At 53.8% G+C, this 18,215-nt stretch carries 16 protein-coding genes; all 16 read left to right on the top strand.

What is annotated here, in order from left to right:
• Window positions 1-99: 99 nt before the first annotated feature.
• The 16 genes from H7A51_11115 (at window position 100) to H7A51_11040 (ending at window position 18,197) form a co-directional block, all read left to right on the top strand.
• The gene (locus H7A51_11115; protein MCP5536763.1) at window positions 100-1,272 is read left to right on the top strand and encodes an IS256 family transposase; all 1,173 of its coding nucleotides are present in this window, start codon (window positions 100-102) and stop codon (window positions 1,270-1,272) included.
• A 93-nt stretch (window positions 1,273-1,365) separates the two neighbouring features.
• Window positions 1,366-2,529, top strand: a complete 1,164-nt coding sequence (locus tag H7A51_11110; GenBank protein ID MCP5536762.1) for a glycosyltransferase — start codon at window positions 1,366-1,368, stop codon at window positions 2,527-2,529.
• Window positions 2,530-2,700: 171 nt separating this feature from the next.
• Entirely contained in the window at window positions 2,701-3,600 is a 900-nt protein-coding gene (locus tag H7A51_11105; GenBank protein ID MCP5536761.1) for a hypothetical protein, read from the top strand.
• Window positions 3,601-3,606: 6 nt separating this feature from the next.
• Window positions 3,607-4,242 (top strand): hypothetical protein, encoded by a 636-nt coding sequence (locus H7A51_11100; GenBank protein ID MCP5536760.1) that lies wholly within the window; start codon window positions 3,607-3,609, stop codon window positions 4,240-4,242.
• 15 nt (window positions 4,243-4,257) lie between these two features.
• On the top strand, window positions 4,258-5,544 hold the full coding sequence (locus tag H7A51_11095) for a glycosyltransferase (protein MCP5536759.1): 1,287 nt from the start codon (window positions 4,258-4,260) through the stop codon (window positions 5,542-5,544).
• A complete protein-coding gene (locus H7A51_11090; GenBank protein MCP5536758.1) occupies window positions 5,526-6,365 on the top strand; it encodes a glycosyltransferase in 840 nt (279 codons plus the stop codon). Before H7A51_11095 ends, H7A51_11090 begins: the two co-directional genes overlap by 19 nt.
• Entirely contained in the window at window positions 6,365-7,426 is a 1,062-nt protein-coding gene (locus H7A51_11085) for a hypothetical protein (protein MCP5536757.1), read from the top strand. The genes H7A51_11090 and H7A51_11085 overlap by 1 nt, the downstream gene beginning before the upstream one ends.
• On the top strand, window positions 7,423-8,556 hold the full coding sequence (locus H7A51_11080; protein ID MCP5536756.1) for a glycosyltransferase family 4 protein: 1,134 nt from the start codon (window positions 7,423-7,425) through the stop codon (window positions 8,554-8,556). Before H7A51_11085 ends, H7A51_11080 begins: the two co-directional genes overlap by 4 nt.
• 26 nt (window positions 8,557-8,582) lie before the next feature.
• Window positions 8,583-10,880, top strand: coding sequence for an O-antigen ligase family protein (locus H7A51_11075; GenBank protein MCP5536755.1), 2,298 nt, complete (start codon window positions 8,583-8,585; stop codon window positions 10,878-10,880).
• Between the two features lie 139 nt (window positions 10,881-11,019).
• The gene (locus tag H7A51_11070; protein ID MCP5536754.1) at window positions 11,020-12,156 is read left to right on the top strand and encodes a glycosyltransferase family 4 protein; all 1,137 of its coding nucleotides are present in this window, start codon (window positions 11,020-11,022) and stop codon (window positions 12,154-12,156) included.
• A 178-nt stretch (window positions 12,157-12,334) separates the two neighbouring features.
• Window positions 12,335-12,937 (top strand): CDP-alcohol phosphatidyltransferase family protein, encoded by a 603-nt coding sequence (locus H7A51_11065; protein ID MCP5536753.1) that lies wholly within the window; start codon window positions 12,335-12,337, stop codon window positions 12,935-12,937.
• Between the two features lie 25 nt (window positions 12,938-12,962).
• Window positions 12,963-13,865, top strand: a complete 903-nt coding sequence (locus tag H7A51_11060) for an exosortase/archaeosortase family protein (protein MCP5536752.1) — start codon at window positions 12,963-12,965, stop codon at window positions 13,863-13,865.
• 208 nt (window positions 13,866-14,073) lie between these two features.
• Window positions 14,074-14,871 carry an exosortase-associated EpsI family protein gene (locus H7A51_11055; protein ID MCP5536751.1) on the top strand — a complete coding sequence of 266 codons (798 nt, stop codon included), beginning with the start codon at window positions 14,074-14,076 and terminating at the stop codon, window positions 14,869-14,871.
• Between the two features lie 68 nt (window positions 14,872-14,939).
• A complete protein-coding gene (locus H7A51_11050; protein MCP5536750.1) occupies window positions 14,940-16,349 on the top strand; it encodes a sugar transferase in 1,410 nt (469 codons plus the stop codon).
• Between the two features lie 150 nt (window positions 16,350-16,499).
• A complete protein-coding gene (locus tag H7A51_11045; GenBank protein MCP5536749.1) occupies window positions 16,500-17,435 on the top strand; it encodes a ribose-phosphate pyrophosphokinase in 936 nt (311 codons plus the stop codon).
• A gap of 114 nt (window positions 17,436-17,549) precedes the next feature.
• Window positions 17,550-18,197, top strand: coding sequence for a 50S ribosomal protein L25 (locus H7A51_11040; protein MCP5536748.1), 648 nt, complete (start codon window positions 17,550-17,552; stop codon window positions 18,195-18,197).
• Window positions 18,198-18,215: the final 18 nt, after the last annotated feature.

The raw sequence follows: 18,215 nt of genomic DNA, 5'->3' as shown, positions 1-18,215 counted from the left end.
ATCGGCTGCCGTTGCGGCGGCGCGCCATCCCCCCTCAGGGGTTGCCAGCGTCCGCCCAATGCTTTTGAATGAAGGTTCTAACACAACCAAACAAAAGCAATGAACGAACAGACACATCCTAGCCATAACGACGAAATCATCAACCTTCTTCTCGCCGACGGACTCGAAAACAGTCTCTCAAAGATCGCTGAACTCCTCATGAACACCGCCATGCTGCTTGAGCGCATCCACCACATCGGAGCCGCCCCCTATGAAAGGGACGCCGTTGAGCGCAATGGATATGCCAACGGTTTCAAGCCGAGGTCCTTCCAGACTGCCGTAGGCAAAATCAACCTGCAGGTTCCCCAGGTTCGTGACAGTGACACGACATTCCGCACCTCACTGCTTGAGAAGGGTTCGCGCAGTGACCGATCACTCAAGGCCGCCATCGCCACCATGTATGTGCAGGGAGTCAGTACACGCCGTGTCACCCAGGTCATGAAGGGACTTTGCGGCTTTGACGTTTCATCAGCACAGGTCTCCAAGCTCACCTCTGAGCTTGATGCCGAGTTCAAAAAATGGCGTTCACGCCCTCTACCCGAAGTCGCCTATCTGCTGCTCGACGCCACCTACTACAAGGTCCGCATCGACGGCACTGTAAGGGATTGCGCCACCTTGAAAGCCATCGGGGTGAGACGTGACGACGGCAAACGCATGATCCTTGGCGTCTCCTGCGCCCTCTCCGAGGCAGAGATTCATTGGCGAGAGTTCCTGACCGACCTCAAGGAGCGCGGCATCGGCATTCCCGACATGATCACATCCGATGCACACACAGGTCTCAGGGCAGCCCTCAAAGCCACGTTCAATGCCAGTCCGTGGCAACGCTGCCAGTTCCACCTTCAGCAGAACGCCCAGAACTACATCACCAAACAGCACCTCAAAAGCAAGGTCGCGGCAGATCTGCGAGCCGTTTTCAATGCAGACAGTCGGGAGCACGCAGAAGAACGCCTCAAGGACTTCGTCAACACTTATCGCAAAGACCAGCCAAAGCTCGCAGCCTGGGCCGAAGAGAACATTCCTGAAGGTTTTGCCGTGTTTACCTTGCCTGAGGCACATCGCAAGCGCTTGCGCACATCCAATGCCTGCGAAACACTCAACAGCCAGATCAAACGCCGCACTCGGGTCGTCGGACTCTTTCCAAACGAAGACTCGCTACTGCGGCTCGTGACCGCTGTATTGGTCGAAATCTCCGAGACTTGGGAAACAGGAAAATCCTACCTCAAGCTCAACTAACAAAAAAACAAACAGAAACAAAAACCGAATCTTCAACAAAAGCCATCAGCCACTTTTACAGAAAAAATATTGCGCGGCCCTTAAAGTAAAAGGATGGGTAAGAATATCATAATTTACTGCAACCACATTTCGGCAAATGTGGGGGTTCCTGGTGTTAATCAGGCACTGATTTCTGATATTAATATTTATAGTCAGTCTAATCATACAGTGATTGGCTCCGATTATAATAATTACTATCGATTTAATTGGTCAGAGGATAGATCAGTAATATCAATGGACATGATCGTAGATCATAGAGATCTAGATGCCTCAATGGTAATTTTCTCTGGTTTTGACCCGCTCAGGTGGGTATTGCCAAAAATGTTGAAATGGAAGACGCGTAACTGCATAATCGCTTGTTGGACTTGGGGTTTCTTTACAAAACAGCAATCTTTGGGAAATTGGGAAAAGGGAAAAGTTCCTGGGTGGATAAAGAGAATCGCAATATTCACTAAAAAGTATGCGATAGGTCCGTTTGTGGACTATTACTTAGTTTCTGGAGAGGCTGAAATGAGAGACTCAAAATTATGTTCACAGAAGTGTGTACAAATGCCGATGGGTCGCCCGCAATCTGCCATTCTAGATGGTTGCGATGAAGTAGATTTTTCCCAGGTTTATTTTGCCGAGGAATCTTTGAATTACTTGGGCCGTGGTCGTTGGTATGAGAAGGGGATTGCTGATATTGTTAGATATGCAAGCACGCGCAATGGTAAGAAATGGAAATATAGGTTCTTTATCTCATCAAGGGATGCTGAATTTGATGAAGAAGTAGAGAGGCATAAATTTCCTAATGTGGAGTGGTTTTTTGATGTATTTGGAAAAGAGAATATCCCATGGTTTTTTAAGTGTGCCGCATTTATTACTATCAGTCGCAACCCTGTCCAGACCCGGTCATCTTATGAGGCCCTATACTCAGGGACACCGATTGTAGTTCTCAGGGAGGGATTTATGGATGGCTTTAAAGAGACTCTGGACGCCAATGGGTTGGTAGGTGCAATACGAGTTGTTAGTGAAGAGGAATATGAAACCTTTTCATTCAAAATAGGCGTAATGGATCATGAGTCTAGATCAAAACTAGCATGTGTGATGAAAACCATTCTTGACGCACAGAAATTCGGAAAATGGTTCGGTGATTGGTTGGATGAGCCGGTCGCCCCGGCAAGCTATTACCAGCATATCTCGCAGGTTCTGCGTTCAGGCAATGCCGGTTCGGATTAAGCCAGTTGTTCAGCAACCGCGGAAAGAAGGTAGTGCAAGATGGAAAGTCTTAAACAGGAGGAATTTTTCAACGGCTACTGGTCGTATCTTGAGGCGCATGGAATTCCTTCGGTCATTTTGCACAGCTGGCAAGAATATCCGGATCATATCGCATCGGATGTCGACTATTGTGTGCCGCAACAGCAGTTGCACCGGATCATCCCCCTATTGAATGATTACTGTAAGCAGAGCGGTTGGTTGCTCTGTCAGATATTTCAGCATGAGAAATCAGCGTATTTTTGTGTCTGCGCTTCGAAAAGTGCCGTGGGTGATTTGATCATGCTTGATGTGTGTGGTGACTACACCGTTAGGGGAATTCGCCAGGTGCCGTCCCAGATATTCATCGAGAATAGGACGTTTAACGAAGAGAAACAGTTCTGGGTGTTGAATCACGATGCGGAATTGGCCTATGTGCTGACCAAGGCCGCAGCCAAGAAAAAAAAGCCGGAGGAGGTCATGGGGCGGGTTCAGGAACTGTTGGTGGGTATGGATGATGCCGCCCGCACCCGGATGGCGGGATTTTTGCCGCAGCAAAAATGCTTGTCTCCAGCGGCTTTATTGGATGACCCGGCTGGTTATATTCTTTCCTCCGACTGGTCTCAACAAATCGGCCGAGCAAGTGGTTCAAGCTGGTTCGAGTTGGCCAGAAAGCTCAGGAGAGTCATGCAGCCGACGGGATTTCACATCGAAATCAGTGCGGCGAGTGACCCTGAGTATATGCGCACAGCGGAGATGCTGGAGAGGGCATTGCACGATACCTGCCGCAATACCTGGGTGATTGCCCCCGGAGACCATGGCGTGTCCTGTAAGGATTTGGTGCTGGCAAAGATTAAATCGACCTTGATTCTATCTCGCGCCGGGACAGCTGTCTGGCCAGCGGTGGTACCGCGGCGATTCGGGGTGGACTTGAAGATAGAAGGATCAGTGCTGGGTCCGGATCAGGAGATCGCTCGCCAGTGGATACTCGACCAGGTTCTCGCTGTCAGGGAACGCATGGCGGGCAGGACGTGCCGGCGATGGCTCAATCAATAGCGTAGGATGAAATCAATTTGTATAGCGATCCTCGGAACCGACGGATCAGGAAAAACCACGGTGATCGATGCATTGACCGGCGAGCTGGAGAAAAATTACGGATATAAGACGGATTACTCACACCTGCGTCCACACTGGCTCCCTGACCTTGGAGTCCTGAAAGGTCAAAAAAAGGCACCGGATGCCGGGGTGGTGACTGAACCGCATGCCCTGCCGCCAAGCGGTTTTCTCGGGTCGTTGTTCCGTCTCTGTTATTACACTCTTGATTACACGGTGGGGTATTGGTCCGTGGTTCGACCGAAGCTCAAAAAGCCGAAGCAAGTGATCATCTTTGACCGTTACTGTTATGACTTTCTCGTCGACCCACGACGCATGCGGATTGCCCTGCCGCGCTGGATACTCACGGGCATGCTTCGTCTTGTTCCCGAGCCGGACAAGGTGTTTTGCCTGGGTGCCGAGCCGGAGGTGATTTTTGAGCGGAAACCGGAGACTTCACTGGAGGAGGTAAGCCGGCAGATTGACGAACTCCGCGCCCTTTGCTCGGGAAATGAGAGAGCTGTATGGATCGATACGGGCGGCACGGTGGCCCAATCCTGCCATGAGGTGCTGGACGCGCTCAATTTGAGTGAAAGCGTGAACTAATCCATTTTAAAGAAGATGGAGCAAGAAGCAATGAGGCCAAAGGTATTGATGTCGGCCTACGCCTGTGAACCATGCCGGGGTTCTGAGCCAGGGGTGGGCTGGAACTGGGCGATGTCGATGTCCAGACATGTCGATGTCACCGTCATCACAAGGTCGAACAACAGGCCGGTCATCGAAGGCTGGTTTCGTGAGCAACGTGCAGATACAAGGTGGGCTCCACCGGAGTTTATTTACCACGACCCGCCACGCATCATGCTGTTTGCCAAGCAGAGAAAGCTGTTACCTGTACAAGCGTTTTATCTTGTCTGGCAGATCGGCGTGTCCCTGTTGATGCGAAAGAAGCTGAAGGACTTTGATTTAGTGCATCATGTGACCTTCAACTCAATGATGTCGCCTGGATTTTGGTGGGCGCGATCGACACCTGTGATATTGGGCCCGTTGGGTGGGACTTCATGTGTAGCCCGGGAATATAAAGCGCTCTATGGCAGGGCGATTTGGAAAGAAAACCTGAGGGGGTGGCTCATCCGCAACTGGAGTATGCTCCCCTGGCTGCGGATGTCATTCCGCCGCGCGGCATGCATTCTCTGTGCGAATAGCGAGACCGAAGCCTATCTGGCAGCCAGGTATCCGGAGAAGACAAATCGCCTGCTAGAGACCGGGGTGATGGCATCCGAAGTGGAGGCGGAAGTAACCGACAGGTCCCGTGCCGAGGACAGCATGCGCATAATCTGGGTGGGTGCGATTGAGCCATGGAAGGCGCTTGGCATCGCCGTTCGTGCCTTTGGCCAAGCCCGGGCTGAGTTATCGAATGAGTGCGACTTGCAGATTGATATCGTGGGCACAGGTAGTGGGCTTGAAAAAGCGAGGTCAGAAGTGGCTGCGCTGGGACTTGAACAGAATGTTACCTTCCACGGCGCATTACCCTTGGAGGAAACCCGGGCCCGGATGCGAACGGCAGACCTCATGGTTTTCAGCAGTATCAAGGATACCTCAGGGAATGTGGTTCTCGAGGCAATGAGCATGAGTAAACCTGTTGTTTGCATCAATCATCAGGGCGCAGGGGATATGACCACAGACCGCACCGCCATTCGGGTGTCGCCAGGGACGTTGCAGGAAACCGTGGACGGCATGGCCGCCGGTATTGTCAAGCTGGCAAGAGATGCCAACCTGCGTCACGTATTGGGGAGGCATGGGCGGGAACGCATTCTCGAAGAATACACCTGGGAGAAAAAAGCAATCAAGATGAAGGAAATCTATCAACGCGTAATCGGAAGGAGCAAGAGGTGTCAGAACAAAGCGTAGATTTCACCATCGTCACAGCGAGTTACAACTACCACCAGTACATCCGCGAGATGCTGGACAGTGTGGTGGCCCAGGCTCAGAACGGGGTGACATTGGAGCATTTGATCTTTGATGCCGGCTCCACCGATGGGACGCTGGATATCATCAGGGAATATGACGGTGTAAAGCTCACGGTGGAGCCGGACAGAGGCATGAGCGATGCCATCAACAAGGGATTCAAGGCAGCCCAAGGGAAGTGGGTGATGTGGCTCAATACCGATGACCGACTGAAACCCGGCGCCTTGGCTGCGGTGAAGCGATTTGCAGAGAGCAAGCCGGAGACCGATGTGATCTACGGGGCATGGGATTTCATCGATGGTGACGGCAAGTTCATGCGCACGATGTCTTTGTTCCCATTCCGCAAACTGATGCTGGCCCATTACGGATGTTACATAGGCTCGACCGCGACATTTTTCAGAAGGTCGAGTATAATGGACGAGGGATTGTTGTTGAATGACCGGTTCAAATGCGTGATGGACGGCGAGTACTACAACCGTCTGGCATCGCTCGGGAAAAAGTTTGTTTACCTGCCATGTGTGCTGGCTGATTTCCGCCTGCACGGTGAGAACATCAGCCAGAAACATCTGGGCAAAGACGGTATCGACCAGGCATTGAGCTTGCAGCTGCAGTATGCCGAATCGCGCGCGATCCGTCGGACGTACGGGCTCAGGCTGTTTCGGTGTGAGAATTTAAATTCCGTAGTGGACTGCATACTGGCGTATTTTTTCAGGGCCCTGAAGGGGGGGCTCAAGCTTATGCATCGACCGGTGAAGTTGAAATAATGAACAGTACCAACGACAGTGAGCTGGCCAAGGCGTTAGAAGGGCACGGGGAGATCCTGGCTGAACTCGATTTCTTTTGTATCAAGCGCCATGGATACTTGTTGCTCGCCTTGCCGCGTGATGCCAGTGCTGCGGGTGCGACACTGGGGCTTTACCATCCCCAGGCGACCCGTGCCAGGGTGCTGGTCTGGTTGGTCGGGATGATGCTCAGGTTCCGGTGCCATGTATTATTACCAAAAATCAAACTCACTGTGCGCTCGGAAAGTCCGATGGCATCGATGTTGGAGCAGTCGGATTCCATAGGTTACCTGTTAGGAAACCCGGAATCCGCAAGTCGGCGTGTGATTATCGTGTATCGGAAAAAGGATCAATTGCTGGTGGACAAACTGGGTTTGCATGGTGGCGCACGGGCATCGGTGATCAGAGAGCTTGGGATCATCAAGGAGCTGCCTCCCGGGAATAGAGCGATCCCCGTAGTGGTTAGCCACGATGTCTCGGAGCAATGGGCGTCCTATGCAACCCGGTATCTGTATGGAAAATCCCCACGTAAGGTGGACGATGCCAAGGTTCTCGACGTTTTGAATCATTGGCTGAAAAACAGTCAGCGAGAGGCACTGCATCAGACTAGACAATGGCAGGAGATGGTTGGTTACGCAGCGGCCCACAATGTCGGCGGTCTCTGGAGCCAGCTTGAAACAGTGGCGAACAAACAGGTGCAGGTCGGTTTGTTTCACGGCGACTTCGCTCCTTGGAATATCAAGGTGTCGTCCGAGGGCACGGTGGCTGTGATGGACTGGGAGTCTGGCTGCGCTCATGGGCCGGCTGGCTGGGACTGGCTGCACTACATGATTCAAAGCGCGACCTTGGTAGACCATCACAATCCGGCCAAGGTGCTGGATATCTGCCGGGAATGGGCGAAATCGAACGCCGGCAGGGATTTTCTGGCAACTGCAGGCTGGGGGTCAGATGTCGAGTGCTGGTTAGGCAGCTATCTGGCATACTCCGCGTGGATCGGAGGTTTTGATCGTGAAGAGCTCCTGGTGGAGTGGATGAAAGTATGAGTCAACAAGCAGATATTCTATTGGTCGGGCAGACGCCGCCGCCATTTCACGGCCAGTCTGTGGTGACCGGCATGTTGTTTGACCACAGATGGGACGGGTTGAAGGTGGAGCGGCTGCGCATGGCATATAGCGATACCATTGACGCCGTGGGCAAGGCCGGCCTTGGCAAGGTGATTCATCTGTTAGGACTCATTCTGAAGACCTGGTGGATGGCCCTGAGTAAGCGGCCACAGATTCTCTACTATCTGCCTGCAAGTGCCAATAGGACGCCCGTGATCAGGGACATTATCTATCTTGGCGCCGTGAGATGGCTGTTTCCCAAGACCGTGTTTCACTATCATGCCGGAGGCCTACCGGAGTACTTGGAGACGGCGGGGCTGCTGGGCAAGCTTGCCAGGCAAGTTTACTCCGGCGCGGATCTCAGCGTTGAAATCAGTAAGACGGAACATTCTCCAGGACGCTTGTTCAGCGCCCATAAAACCATCCATGTGTCAAATGGTTTGGATGTGGAGCCTTTGCCCAGAAGCCGGACCTCGGATGCCGAGCTGCGCGTGCTCTTTTTAGGCGCCCTGAATGAGGGGAAGGGGGTGCTGGATGTCATCAGGGCCGCCAAGATGGCACGGAGCCAGGGCTGCCGGTTTCATGTCGAGATGGTCGGTGCGTGGTCGTCCGATGCATTTCGAAAAGAAGCCGAGAAGCTGGTGGCTGATGCGCAACTGACTGATTTTGTTCGTTTCCCGGGGCCGATGAAAGGCGCTGAAAAGTGGCAGGCGTATGCGGATGCCGATGTGTTTATCTTCCCGTCGCATTATGAAGCGGAAAATTTTCCCTTGGTCTTGATCGAGGCCATGGCCTTCGGGCTTCCGGTGGTGAGTACCAACTGGCGCGGAATTCCCCAGCTGGTGGGTGACAGCGGGGCGGCGATGCTGCTGGACATCCATGCGCCGGAACAGTACGCCGAGGCGCTGAGGAGCTTGGCGGGCAATGCGGAACTGCGCTTGGAAATGGGCCAGACTGCGCGCGCTCATTACTTGCAGCATTACACGCGTGGTGCCTTTGTGGGAGCCATGGAGGCGGCGTTCAGGAGTGTGTTGGATGCTGGTGAGCCGGGGAGCCTCAGCCGGAGTTGAATTTAAAGTTGATTGTTTTGAACCGAATGACCACATCCATCGTTTATCTCGCATTGCTGGCCGCAGGGCTTGTCGGAATTACCTTGAGTGTGCCGTTACAGGCACCGGCGGTGATTTTTCTCGGTGCAGCGGCGTGTTGTGCGGCGCTGACCTTGTTGTTCAGACCGGGCAGAGTGTTGCCGGCGAAAGGGCTGCTGGTGCTCGCGACGGTGGTGATTGGCTACTTCGCCACTCGGGCAGCGATGTCGCCGGTGCGGGATCTGGGGGTTCAGGATCTGATGCTTATTTTGCCCGCAGGCATCCTTTATCTGGTCGCAGGCTTCGGTCTCGCCGGGAGACCGGCTGCCGGATTCAGGCAGGGTCTGGCGTGGGTGGTGGTCTTGCTGCTACTGCTCCATACCGGAGCCGCGCTGATACAGCTCTCCGGGTCCGATGGATATTCGTTGTCCTTCTACTTTACCTCGTCGGTGGCGGCGAGTGGCGACCGTGTCACCGGCATGTATGGTTACTACGGCAGCTTTGCCAACTTCATGGTGATCGCAGGACTGCTCTGCCTGAGCCTGGGGGCATGGGGCCGTTTTGCCAAGACTGCGAAGGTGGGCTTGTTGGTGTTAGGCTGTGCGGCGCTGGCCCTGGCGCTGTGGTCGCAGTCGAGATCGGCGGCGCTGAGTTTGATCGTTTCCTTGATCGTTCTGGCAATTTTATTGATCGTTTCCCTGGCGCACCAGAAATCGAGCATTCGGCGGCGGGGCAATGTCATTATTTCTACGCTGGCTGCGGTGGGTTTGTTAGCATCACTGGCCGGTGGCGTTTGGGTGTTTCAAAACCGTGCCCATGACAGCACGGAGAAGGCATCGGAAATGATGTTCGATTCCGGAGTCCGGATGCCATTTTGGTCGATGGCGGCTGAGCAGTGGGCCGACTATCCGATCGTGGGTGCCGGCAGCCGCAGTTATTCTTATTTAGCCAACCGGTATTGGAGTCCGAACTTGCCGACCAGCGAGGCCAATCCGGAGTTTGTCCATAATGAGTATTTGCAAGTGCTGGCTGACTACGGGTTGATCGGCTTACTCCTGGTGCTGGCCTTACTTGCCTGGCATCTGGTGGTGGGGGTGCGGCAAATCCGGACGCTTTCCAACCAGGTGGGCGAGGATGGTTTCTCGCAGGGGTCCAATGCGATGGCTCTGAGCATCGCGGGGGTCTGCGGTATGGTGGCGATGGCGGTGCATGTTACCTTTGATTTTAGAACGCATTTGCTGGCAAACCTGTTGCTGCTGGTCTGCTGTGTGGTTTGGGTCCTGCCGGTGGTAAAGTGGGGGGGGCGGGGAGCCGGGGAGTTCGGGAGTCAAGAAGTTAGGAAGTCCAGAATAGGCAGTTGGTGTCTGGCTGCTGTGACGATGGTTTTGGCGCTGGGCGCTACGGGGCTGGGGGCATGGCAGCTTTGGGGGGGCGTGCCGCTGCTTGAAGCCAGAATAGCCAAGGAGGACGGGGAGTGGGATCCCCAGGCCGTGCCGCGCGACCAGTGGATTCCCGCCCTGGAGGAATCGGTGGCCAGAGTCCCTGATTTTAATCGATATCAACGCTTGGCCACCCTCTATCAACTTGAGGCAAATGACTTGTCGGGTGCGGATAAGGAGGCCATGACGGAGCGGGCCAAGACCGCCTATCAGGCATCGATTGAGCGCAACCCATTCAATCCCATTCCGTGGATTAACCTGGCTGATATGTATGGCAGGGCAAAGCAGTATCAACAGGCAGACCAGGCCTATTCAAAAGCCTCTGAAATGGCCAAGGCGCGGGAGCGATGGTTCCGCATGCATTCACGCTGGGCCTCGTTGCAACAGCAGTGGGCCGGCAAGGAGTGGCGCAGCGGAAACAATGAGGCGGCCGAAGCGCATTTTGTACGAGCCAAAGAGTTATATTCAAAGAGTTACGAATATGCCTATTTCTATCAGAACAAACAATGGGTGGTGCAATACACTCGTTTGCTGATTACCTACGCGCGATTTCTAGACAGTCAAAAACGTTTTGAAGATGCCGAGCAGCTGTTCGCCGAGGGGCGGGAACAGGTCAACTGGGTGAACTGGCAGCGTGATAGCAAAATGAATTTTTACTATGGTCAGCACCTCTACGACCATGGCCGCCACATCTGGTACCAGCGCCAGCCGCAGCAGGCTTACCGGCTGATGCTGAAGTCGAGAGCCCAGTTGCTTCAGCACCAGGGCATGATGAAGGATGACGTCGAAAAAGGTTTCGCCGAGCAGCTAGCCGCGGTGAACAAGGTGATTGAGTTCCTGGAGCAAACGGGAATCAAACCCAATTAACATCATGGCGGAATTGTCTCAGAACCCGCCACGGCTCAAGGTGCTGGTCACAGTCTTCGCGTGTTCGCCAGACCAGGGCTCGGAGCCTGGGATTGGTTGGGGCTGGGTGCGGGCTTTATCAGGCGTTTGTGAGCTTACCGTGCTGACCACGACCTGTAACCGGGCGGGGATTGAGTCGTATCAAACCCGCGAACAGCCGGTTGCAGCTCAATTTGTGTACGAGCAGGTGTCATCGTTTTCAGCGCGCTTGAATCGTAAGGCAAAAAGTAAAGTGGGGGTGCTTGTTCGTCTGCTGCTATGGCAAATCCGTATAAAAAAAAGGATACGGGCCATGGTTCATGAAAATGATTATCACATCCTGCATCACCTGACGCTGGGCTCTTTCCGAATGCCGTTTTCTGTCACCGGGCATGGCATACCCTCAGTGGTCGGGCCGGTGGGTGGCTGTGAAATGTTTCCACCGCATCTGCTGCCAGAGGGAGAGCCTGGAATACGTCTTCGCGAGATTGTTAGAAACCTCATCACATCGGTGCATGAGAAGTATGGCTTGGGATTGGCGCGATACAAGAGTGCCGGGCTTACCTTGTCGTGCACCAGGGAAATGCAACACATCTTTGCCAGGTGGGGTGTCAGCAGTCTGGTTTTTCCGAATATCGGAATGCACCCTGAGCAGCTGCAGAGTGCTCCTGGAGGTGATCGGGTCGATGCCCGTGATGGAGGCTTGAAACTGTTGTTTGTTGGTAACCTTCTTTATTGGAAGGGGCTGGAGCTAGCCGCCATGGCGATGGAGTCCCTGCCGGAAAACGTTACCCTGTGCTGCGTTGGAGTGGGGGCGGATCGTGCGGCTTTTGAGAATCTTCTAAAGCGTCGGAAGCTTGACAAGCGGGTTGAGTTGTTAGGGTCGTTGGCGCGTGACGAGCTGCTGGAGAAGTATGCTGCCTATGACGTATTCTTTTTCCCAAGTCTCCACGATTCAGGTGGCATGGTGGTGATCGAGGCGATGAGGGCGGGTTTGCCGGTGATTTGTCTGGGGGCGGGGGGCCCGGGTGTTTCAGTGACGGAGCAGTGTGGTAGAGTTGTCACCCTCGGCCCGAAATTGGATGTGGTAGAGGCATTGCAGGAAGGGGTAAAGTTCTACCTTGAAAATCCGGACATGCTTGCAGCACACGGAATTGCTGCTAGACGAAGGGTGAACGAGGAATATAGTTGGGGAAGGAATGCCCATCGTATGATTGGTTTGTATCGATCCTTGATCAAGGATCAGTCATTGGTTTAACGGTACCCAGGATGGGAGATTTATTATGATAGCGCGTAAAAAATACACTTATCAGGATTTTTGGGCTATGCGCGGCCGGCAGTCGATGTGGTTTACACTTCATGTCAGCTATCGTCTGGGTGCGTATGTCGCGCTATGGGCATCGAGACTCCGGGTGAGTCCCAATGTCATATCGCTTATGTCGGCAGCGATCACGATCCTGACGACCTTGCTGGTGTTTTACATGGGACGCGGCAACGTGTGGTCAGGGCCTGTGTTGATCATGGGGTTGCAACTGGGTTATGTCTTTGACTGTGCCGATGGCCCGTTGGCCCGGGTGACGGGGCAGGGGAGTAGTTTTGGTGTGTTGATGGATAAGATCTCGGATCTGGGTTCAGGCATGATGTTCCCCTGTGTGATGGCATTTGCCGCAGGGCATTATTATTATCCCTACATCGAGGGGCGACCGGATTACACCCTGCGGGTGCTTCTCTGCGTCTTATTCCTCAGGGTGACACTCAGCGTCTGGATGTGGCTCAAGGAACTCGTTGTTTACAAGGCCGACAGGACCAGGGAGGACCCAAGAACCCACAGTCTGTGGTGGCGGGTGAAAAAGGCTGTGGGAATATACATCGATGAGCCGATTTATCGTTTGGGTATTTCAGTTGCGTGGATTGTCGGTTGGTTCTGGGAATTCATTATCATCTACAGCGCGGGTATTTTCATCATTATCATAGTTTATATACTCTCTTCGAAAAAAGAGATGGACGCAATGGACCGGAAGAGGTCTCTTACCAGCTAACCCTCACCTGGCGAAAATCATCAACATGGACAAAGTACGATATAAAAATTACATCCTTCCGGTAGCCTTGATTGCAACCGTCATACTGGTTTACTGGCTGATTATTCCAATTTACCCGAACAGCTCAACGTCCAAGGATCGTTTGATTCTTTACATAGCGGACGCTTGGAAAAAAGACTTTGTCCATGGCTGGGCGGTTCCCTTCCTGTTTGTGTTCTTTGTTTATCGAGCTTGGCCAAAGATGGCATTGGAGTCGGTCAAGGGCTCTGTGTTGGGGTTGTTAGGGGTCCTGTTTGCCGTTCTCTTGTTTGTGGCTTCGGTCAGGACGCTTCAGCCCAGATTGCCACTGATAGGTTTGCCGTTTCTAATCGTGGGTAGCGTGATGTATGTATATGGCTGGAAGGTTGCCCGTCATATGTTGTTTCCGGCATTTTTTTGGTATTTTGCACTATCTGTTCCCGGTCTTCAGCAGGCCACCAACGTGCTGCAGATCGCGGTGACCAAATCCTGTTATCATGTGGGGACGTTTTGCGGCATGGACTTGATCAACTCGGGGACGACCATCCGGCCCGCGAGTGGGTCCTGGGATGACCTGGATATTGCGGAGGGATGTAGCGGGATCAGGTCGTTGATGGCGTTGGTGATGATCTCAGCGATCTATGCTTACTTCACCCAGAAGTCGTTGTGGAAAATGGCCGTTCTGTTTGCTTGTGCGTTGCCGCTCGCCCTGGTGGCCAATTTCTTCCGTATCTTTACCATTCTGGTACTCGCCAATATGGGATTCAGCAAATTCGCTGCCGGTGCTTACCATGACTGGGCCGGCCTGTTGTTCTTTTTCCCCATCGCTCTGGCGGGACTGTTTATGATCGACAAATTACTCAATTGGAAGAGTAACCGAAAGGTGGTTAGGACGCGGCGAGTTGAATAAGCTGGAGGCTTGTTGAATGCCCTTCGGGCGTTGAATATTTGCTGCGCAAATGTTGAATGTCTCTGCGAGACGTTGAACGATCCTTCAACCAAGCCGCAAGGCTCATTTCAACTCCTTCAACCCTTCAACCGAGCCGCAAGGCTCTCACTTCAACCCTTCAACTCTTCAACCGAGCCCCAAGGCTCATCTCAACTCTTCAACCCATCTTATGACCTCCGACCTTCCCGACTACCCGACTTCCGACCTTCAGGACTTCAAGACTTCTCGATTTAAAGATTCCAAGACCGGCGTCGTCAAGCGTCTCTACATACTAGCCGCATTTATGGCGGTGGGTTTTTCGATGATCTGGCTGCTGCCCAAGTCCGGCTCGATGAAACCCTCCCGGCTCGCGCGTCACCTGCCGATGCAGTTTGCCTCGATGACGGGGAAGCGGGTTGAGATCACGGGTAAGGAATTACAAATACTGGCCAAGGATACCGAGTTTGAAAGGGCGCAGTATGTGAACAACGACAACCCCTACCAGCCAGCGGTCGAGGTGTCCGTGGTGTTTTCCGGAAAGGACCTGAACAACAGTATTCACCGGCCCGAGCGCTGTCTGCAGTCGCAAGGATGGAATTTTACCAAGCAGAGGAAGGTTGTGATCAAGGGGGCTTTGCCGGATGGCTCTGATTTGCCGTTTCGGGAGATTGTTTGTGAACAGTCGGTTAAACTGGAAAATGGCAAAACCATTAAAACGATGCGTGTGCAGTATTATACGTTTTTTGGGCACACCGCGATTACCGAGGACCATTACGGGAGGACGTTGCAGGATATGAAGGACCGTCTGTTCAAGGGCTACGACCAGCAGTGGGCCTACGCCACATTTTCGATGCCCGTGACCCAGGTCTATGCTGACCAGGGGCTCTTGGAGGGCCCGGGCGTATTTACCCTGGAGCAGTCCGAGCAAATGCTGGAGGACTTCATCCGCCAGTTGTCACCCTTGGTGATTGATAAAAAGATCGAATAGTGGGATAAGCAGGCAGTCGGGGGGGGCGTCAGTGATTATAGATTGTATTCGTCCTGGAAAATTCAATTATGTTAGGATCCAAACAGCGGGAACAGTTCTCTATCCAAGCGCTACAGTTGTGTGACGCCTTTCTCGTATTTGTGGCATTCTGGGTGGGTGACAAGTTGCGCCCGACCCTTCGGCCCCTGTTCGGTATGACTGAGGGGCAGGAGCTTGGCTTGTCCGAGATTTCCTGGCTCCTGTTCATCGTGGTGCCTTTTACGCCCCTGATTTTGGAGATGTTCGGGTTTTACCGGAACATGATGCGCAAGACGGTGGCGCAGTCGGTGGCGCAGATGTTCCGCTGCATTTTGTTGATCGGTGTGGCCGTGGCCGTGATGGTGGTCTTTTTCAAGATGGCGCCATCGAGTCGATTGGTGCTCTCGGTCGCTTTTTTCCTATCAGCCGTATTGTTACTGATACGGGACGGGATCGTCAGGGCAACCTTGAAAAAGGCTGCGCTTGAAGAGGGGAACCGGGAGCGCGTTGTGCTGGCTGGTGAGCCCGAGGACATCGATGAGTTACTGGAAGCCATGCCGAACGAGGTCACCGATTACTGGCAGGTCGTCTATAAGTTTGATTTGAATGAGGGTGACTTGAATGCCTTGGAAAGAATCCTGACCGATGAGCCAGTTGAGCGGGTTGTTATCGCGGCAAAGCATACGGCATTCCGTCAGATTTCGAGGACCGTGGAGCTGTGCGAGAAACAGGGTATCGAGGCATGGGTGTCGGCCGGGTTTATTCGCACCCAGGTATCGCGACCGACGTTTGATAACCTGGGGGGCAAGCCGATGCTGGTGCTTCGTGCCACGCCGGAGCTGTCCTGGGCGCTCCTGGCAAAAGCCGCCATGGACCGTATCGGTGCATTTCTGTTCATCCTCTGCACCTCGCCTATCTGGCTGTTCGCCTATGTGGGTATCAAACTCACCAGCCCCGGGGCACCCGCTTTCTTCCGTCAGGATCGTGCCGGCAAGTATGGCAAGCCGTTTAAAATGTGGAAATTCAGAACCATGGTTCCTGATGCCGAGGCGAAGCTGGCGGAAGTGAAAGAGGAAATGGGTAATGAAATGAGCGGGCCGGTGTTCAAGTTGGAAAACGACCCCCGTGTTTTCCCCTTCGCCCGTTTTCTCAGGAAGTGGAGTATCGATGAACTCCCGCAGATGCTCAATGTGCTTACGGGGGACATGAGCCTGGTGGGGCCGCGGCCTCTCCCGGTTTACGAGGTGAAGGAGTTTGAAAAATCGGAGCACCGTCGCAGGCTCAGTGTCAAGCCGGGCATCACCTGCACATGGCAGGCTGGTGGCAGAAACACGATCACGGACTGGGAAGACTGGGTGGAAATGGATCTCGCTTACATCGACAACTGGTCGCTTTGGCTGGATGTGAAACTACTGGTCATGACCGTTCCCGCCGTCCTCTTTGGCAAGGGCGCGAAGTAGTGAAGGTGCCGGGATGGTGATTTTTTACCCATGTCAGGTCTTTGGGGTTGTCATTACGGAATCTGAATCCACACTCACGCGCGAGGTTGCTCAGAGAGCAGTTTTCGATCACAGCAACAACCATTGCTCATAGCAATAACTTGCAATTCCATGAAAATATTAAGCGGCAATGCACACCAGAAGCTCGCAGTAAAGATCGCAGCCCGTCTGGGCCACGAGTTGGCGGACGTTAACGTGACATCATTTCCCGACGGGGAGACATTTGTTCAAATCAACGAAAATATCCGCGGGGAGGACGTCTACCTGATCCAGCCGACGTGTCCTCCGACCAATCATAACTTGATGGAAATGCTCATTATGGTGGATGCGGCGAAAAGGGCCAGTGCGGGCCGCATCACGGCCGTGATGCCGTTCTTCGGGTATGCCCGTCAGGACCGTAAAGACCAGCCCCGGGTGCCGATCACGGCCAAGCTGGTGGCCAATCTCATATCAGCCGCCGGCGTGGACCGCGTCCTCACGATGGATTTGCACGCCGCCCAGATCCAGGGGTTTTTCGATATCCCGGTAGACCATCTCTACGCCAAACCCGTCTTCATCAAGCACCTGCGGGAAAAGCACGGTGATGACGCCAGTAACCTGACCGTGGTTTCCCCTGATGTCGGTGGTGTGAAAATGGCCCGGTCCTATGCCGACAAGCTCGGCGCGGAGCTCGCCATTGTCGCCAAGCACCGCGTCAGTGCCACCAAGGTGGAGGCGATGAACGTCATCGGCGATGTCGCAGGCCGGAATGTCCTGCTGGTCGATGATATGACCGAAACCGCAGGCACCCTTTGCGCCGCTGCGAAAATCCTTGAGAAACACGGAGCCAAGAGCATCTACGCCGGTGTTTCACACGGCGTTTTAGGTGACATGGGACGTAAGCGGATTGCCGAGTCCTCGATCACCGAGTTGATCACCACGGACTCCGTACCCATGGCATACGGGGAAAAGGTGACCGCCGTATCCATTGCCGGACTGATGGGGGATGCCATCCGCCGGATCCATGATGGTAAATCTGTCACTTCTCTCTTTGACATTGAGGCATAAAGTGGTAAAGACCCGCCCCCGGGAAACGCTGGCTACTCACTCAACTACCCGCCGTCGGTAAATCCCGGTCCTGCTCCTTCATCCGAAAACTCACAATTCAAGTACCAAAATACAATGGCTAAACCACAAACTTTACAAGCAGAAGAACGCAACCGCACAGGGTCCGGCGTTCTTAAGCAAATGCGTCGCGAAGGCTTCGTTCCTTCCGTTATCTACGGCGGGGGCTCCGAAAACAGAAACATCAAGGTCCACGCAAAGACACTCGCCGATATGTTGCATCACGCGGCATCCGACAGTATCCTCGTTAACCTCGATGTCGTAGGGGTCGGCACCCAGCTGGCGTTCCTTCAGGACGTGCAACACAACGCGATTTCCCGTGAGATTGTGCATGTTGACTTCCTTGCTGTTAACGAGAACACATCAATTCATGCCAACCTTCCCCTGGAGCTCACTGGCGAAGCTGCCGGTGTTCATGCCGGCGGTCTGCTCGAGCAGCAGCTTCACAGCCTCGAGGTCAGCTGTCTTCCCAAGGATCTTCCGGAAAGTATCACCGCCGAGGTCACCCACCTTCAGATTGGTGATGCCCTTCACATTGGTGATATGACCTTCCCGGAGGGGGTGACACCTTCCCTGAACGACGATGTCGTGGTGGCTCTTGTTGCCAAGACCCGCACGGCGAAGAGTGAGGATGCCGATGGCGCCGACGGCGAAGGTGCCGCTACCGAGCCAGAGGTTACTTCCGAAGCAGCTACTGCCGAGTAACACCCACAAATTACCACT

The sequence above is a fragment of the Akkermansiaceae bacterium genome, assembly GCA_024233115.1.
GTDB lineage: Bacteria > Verrucomicrobiota > Verrucomicrobiia > Verrucomicrobiales > Akkermansiaceae > Oceaniferula.
This window is presented reverse-complemented; position numbering and strand designations above follow the sequence as displayed.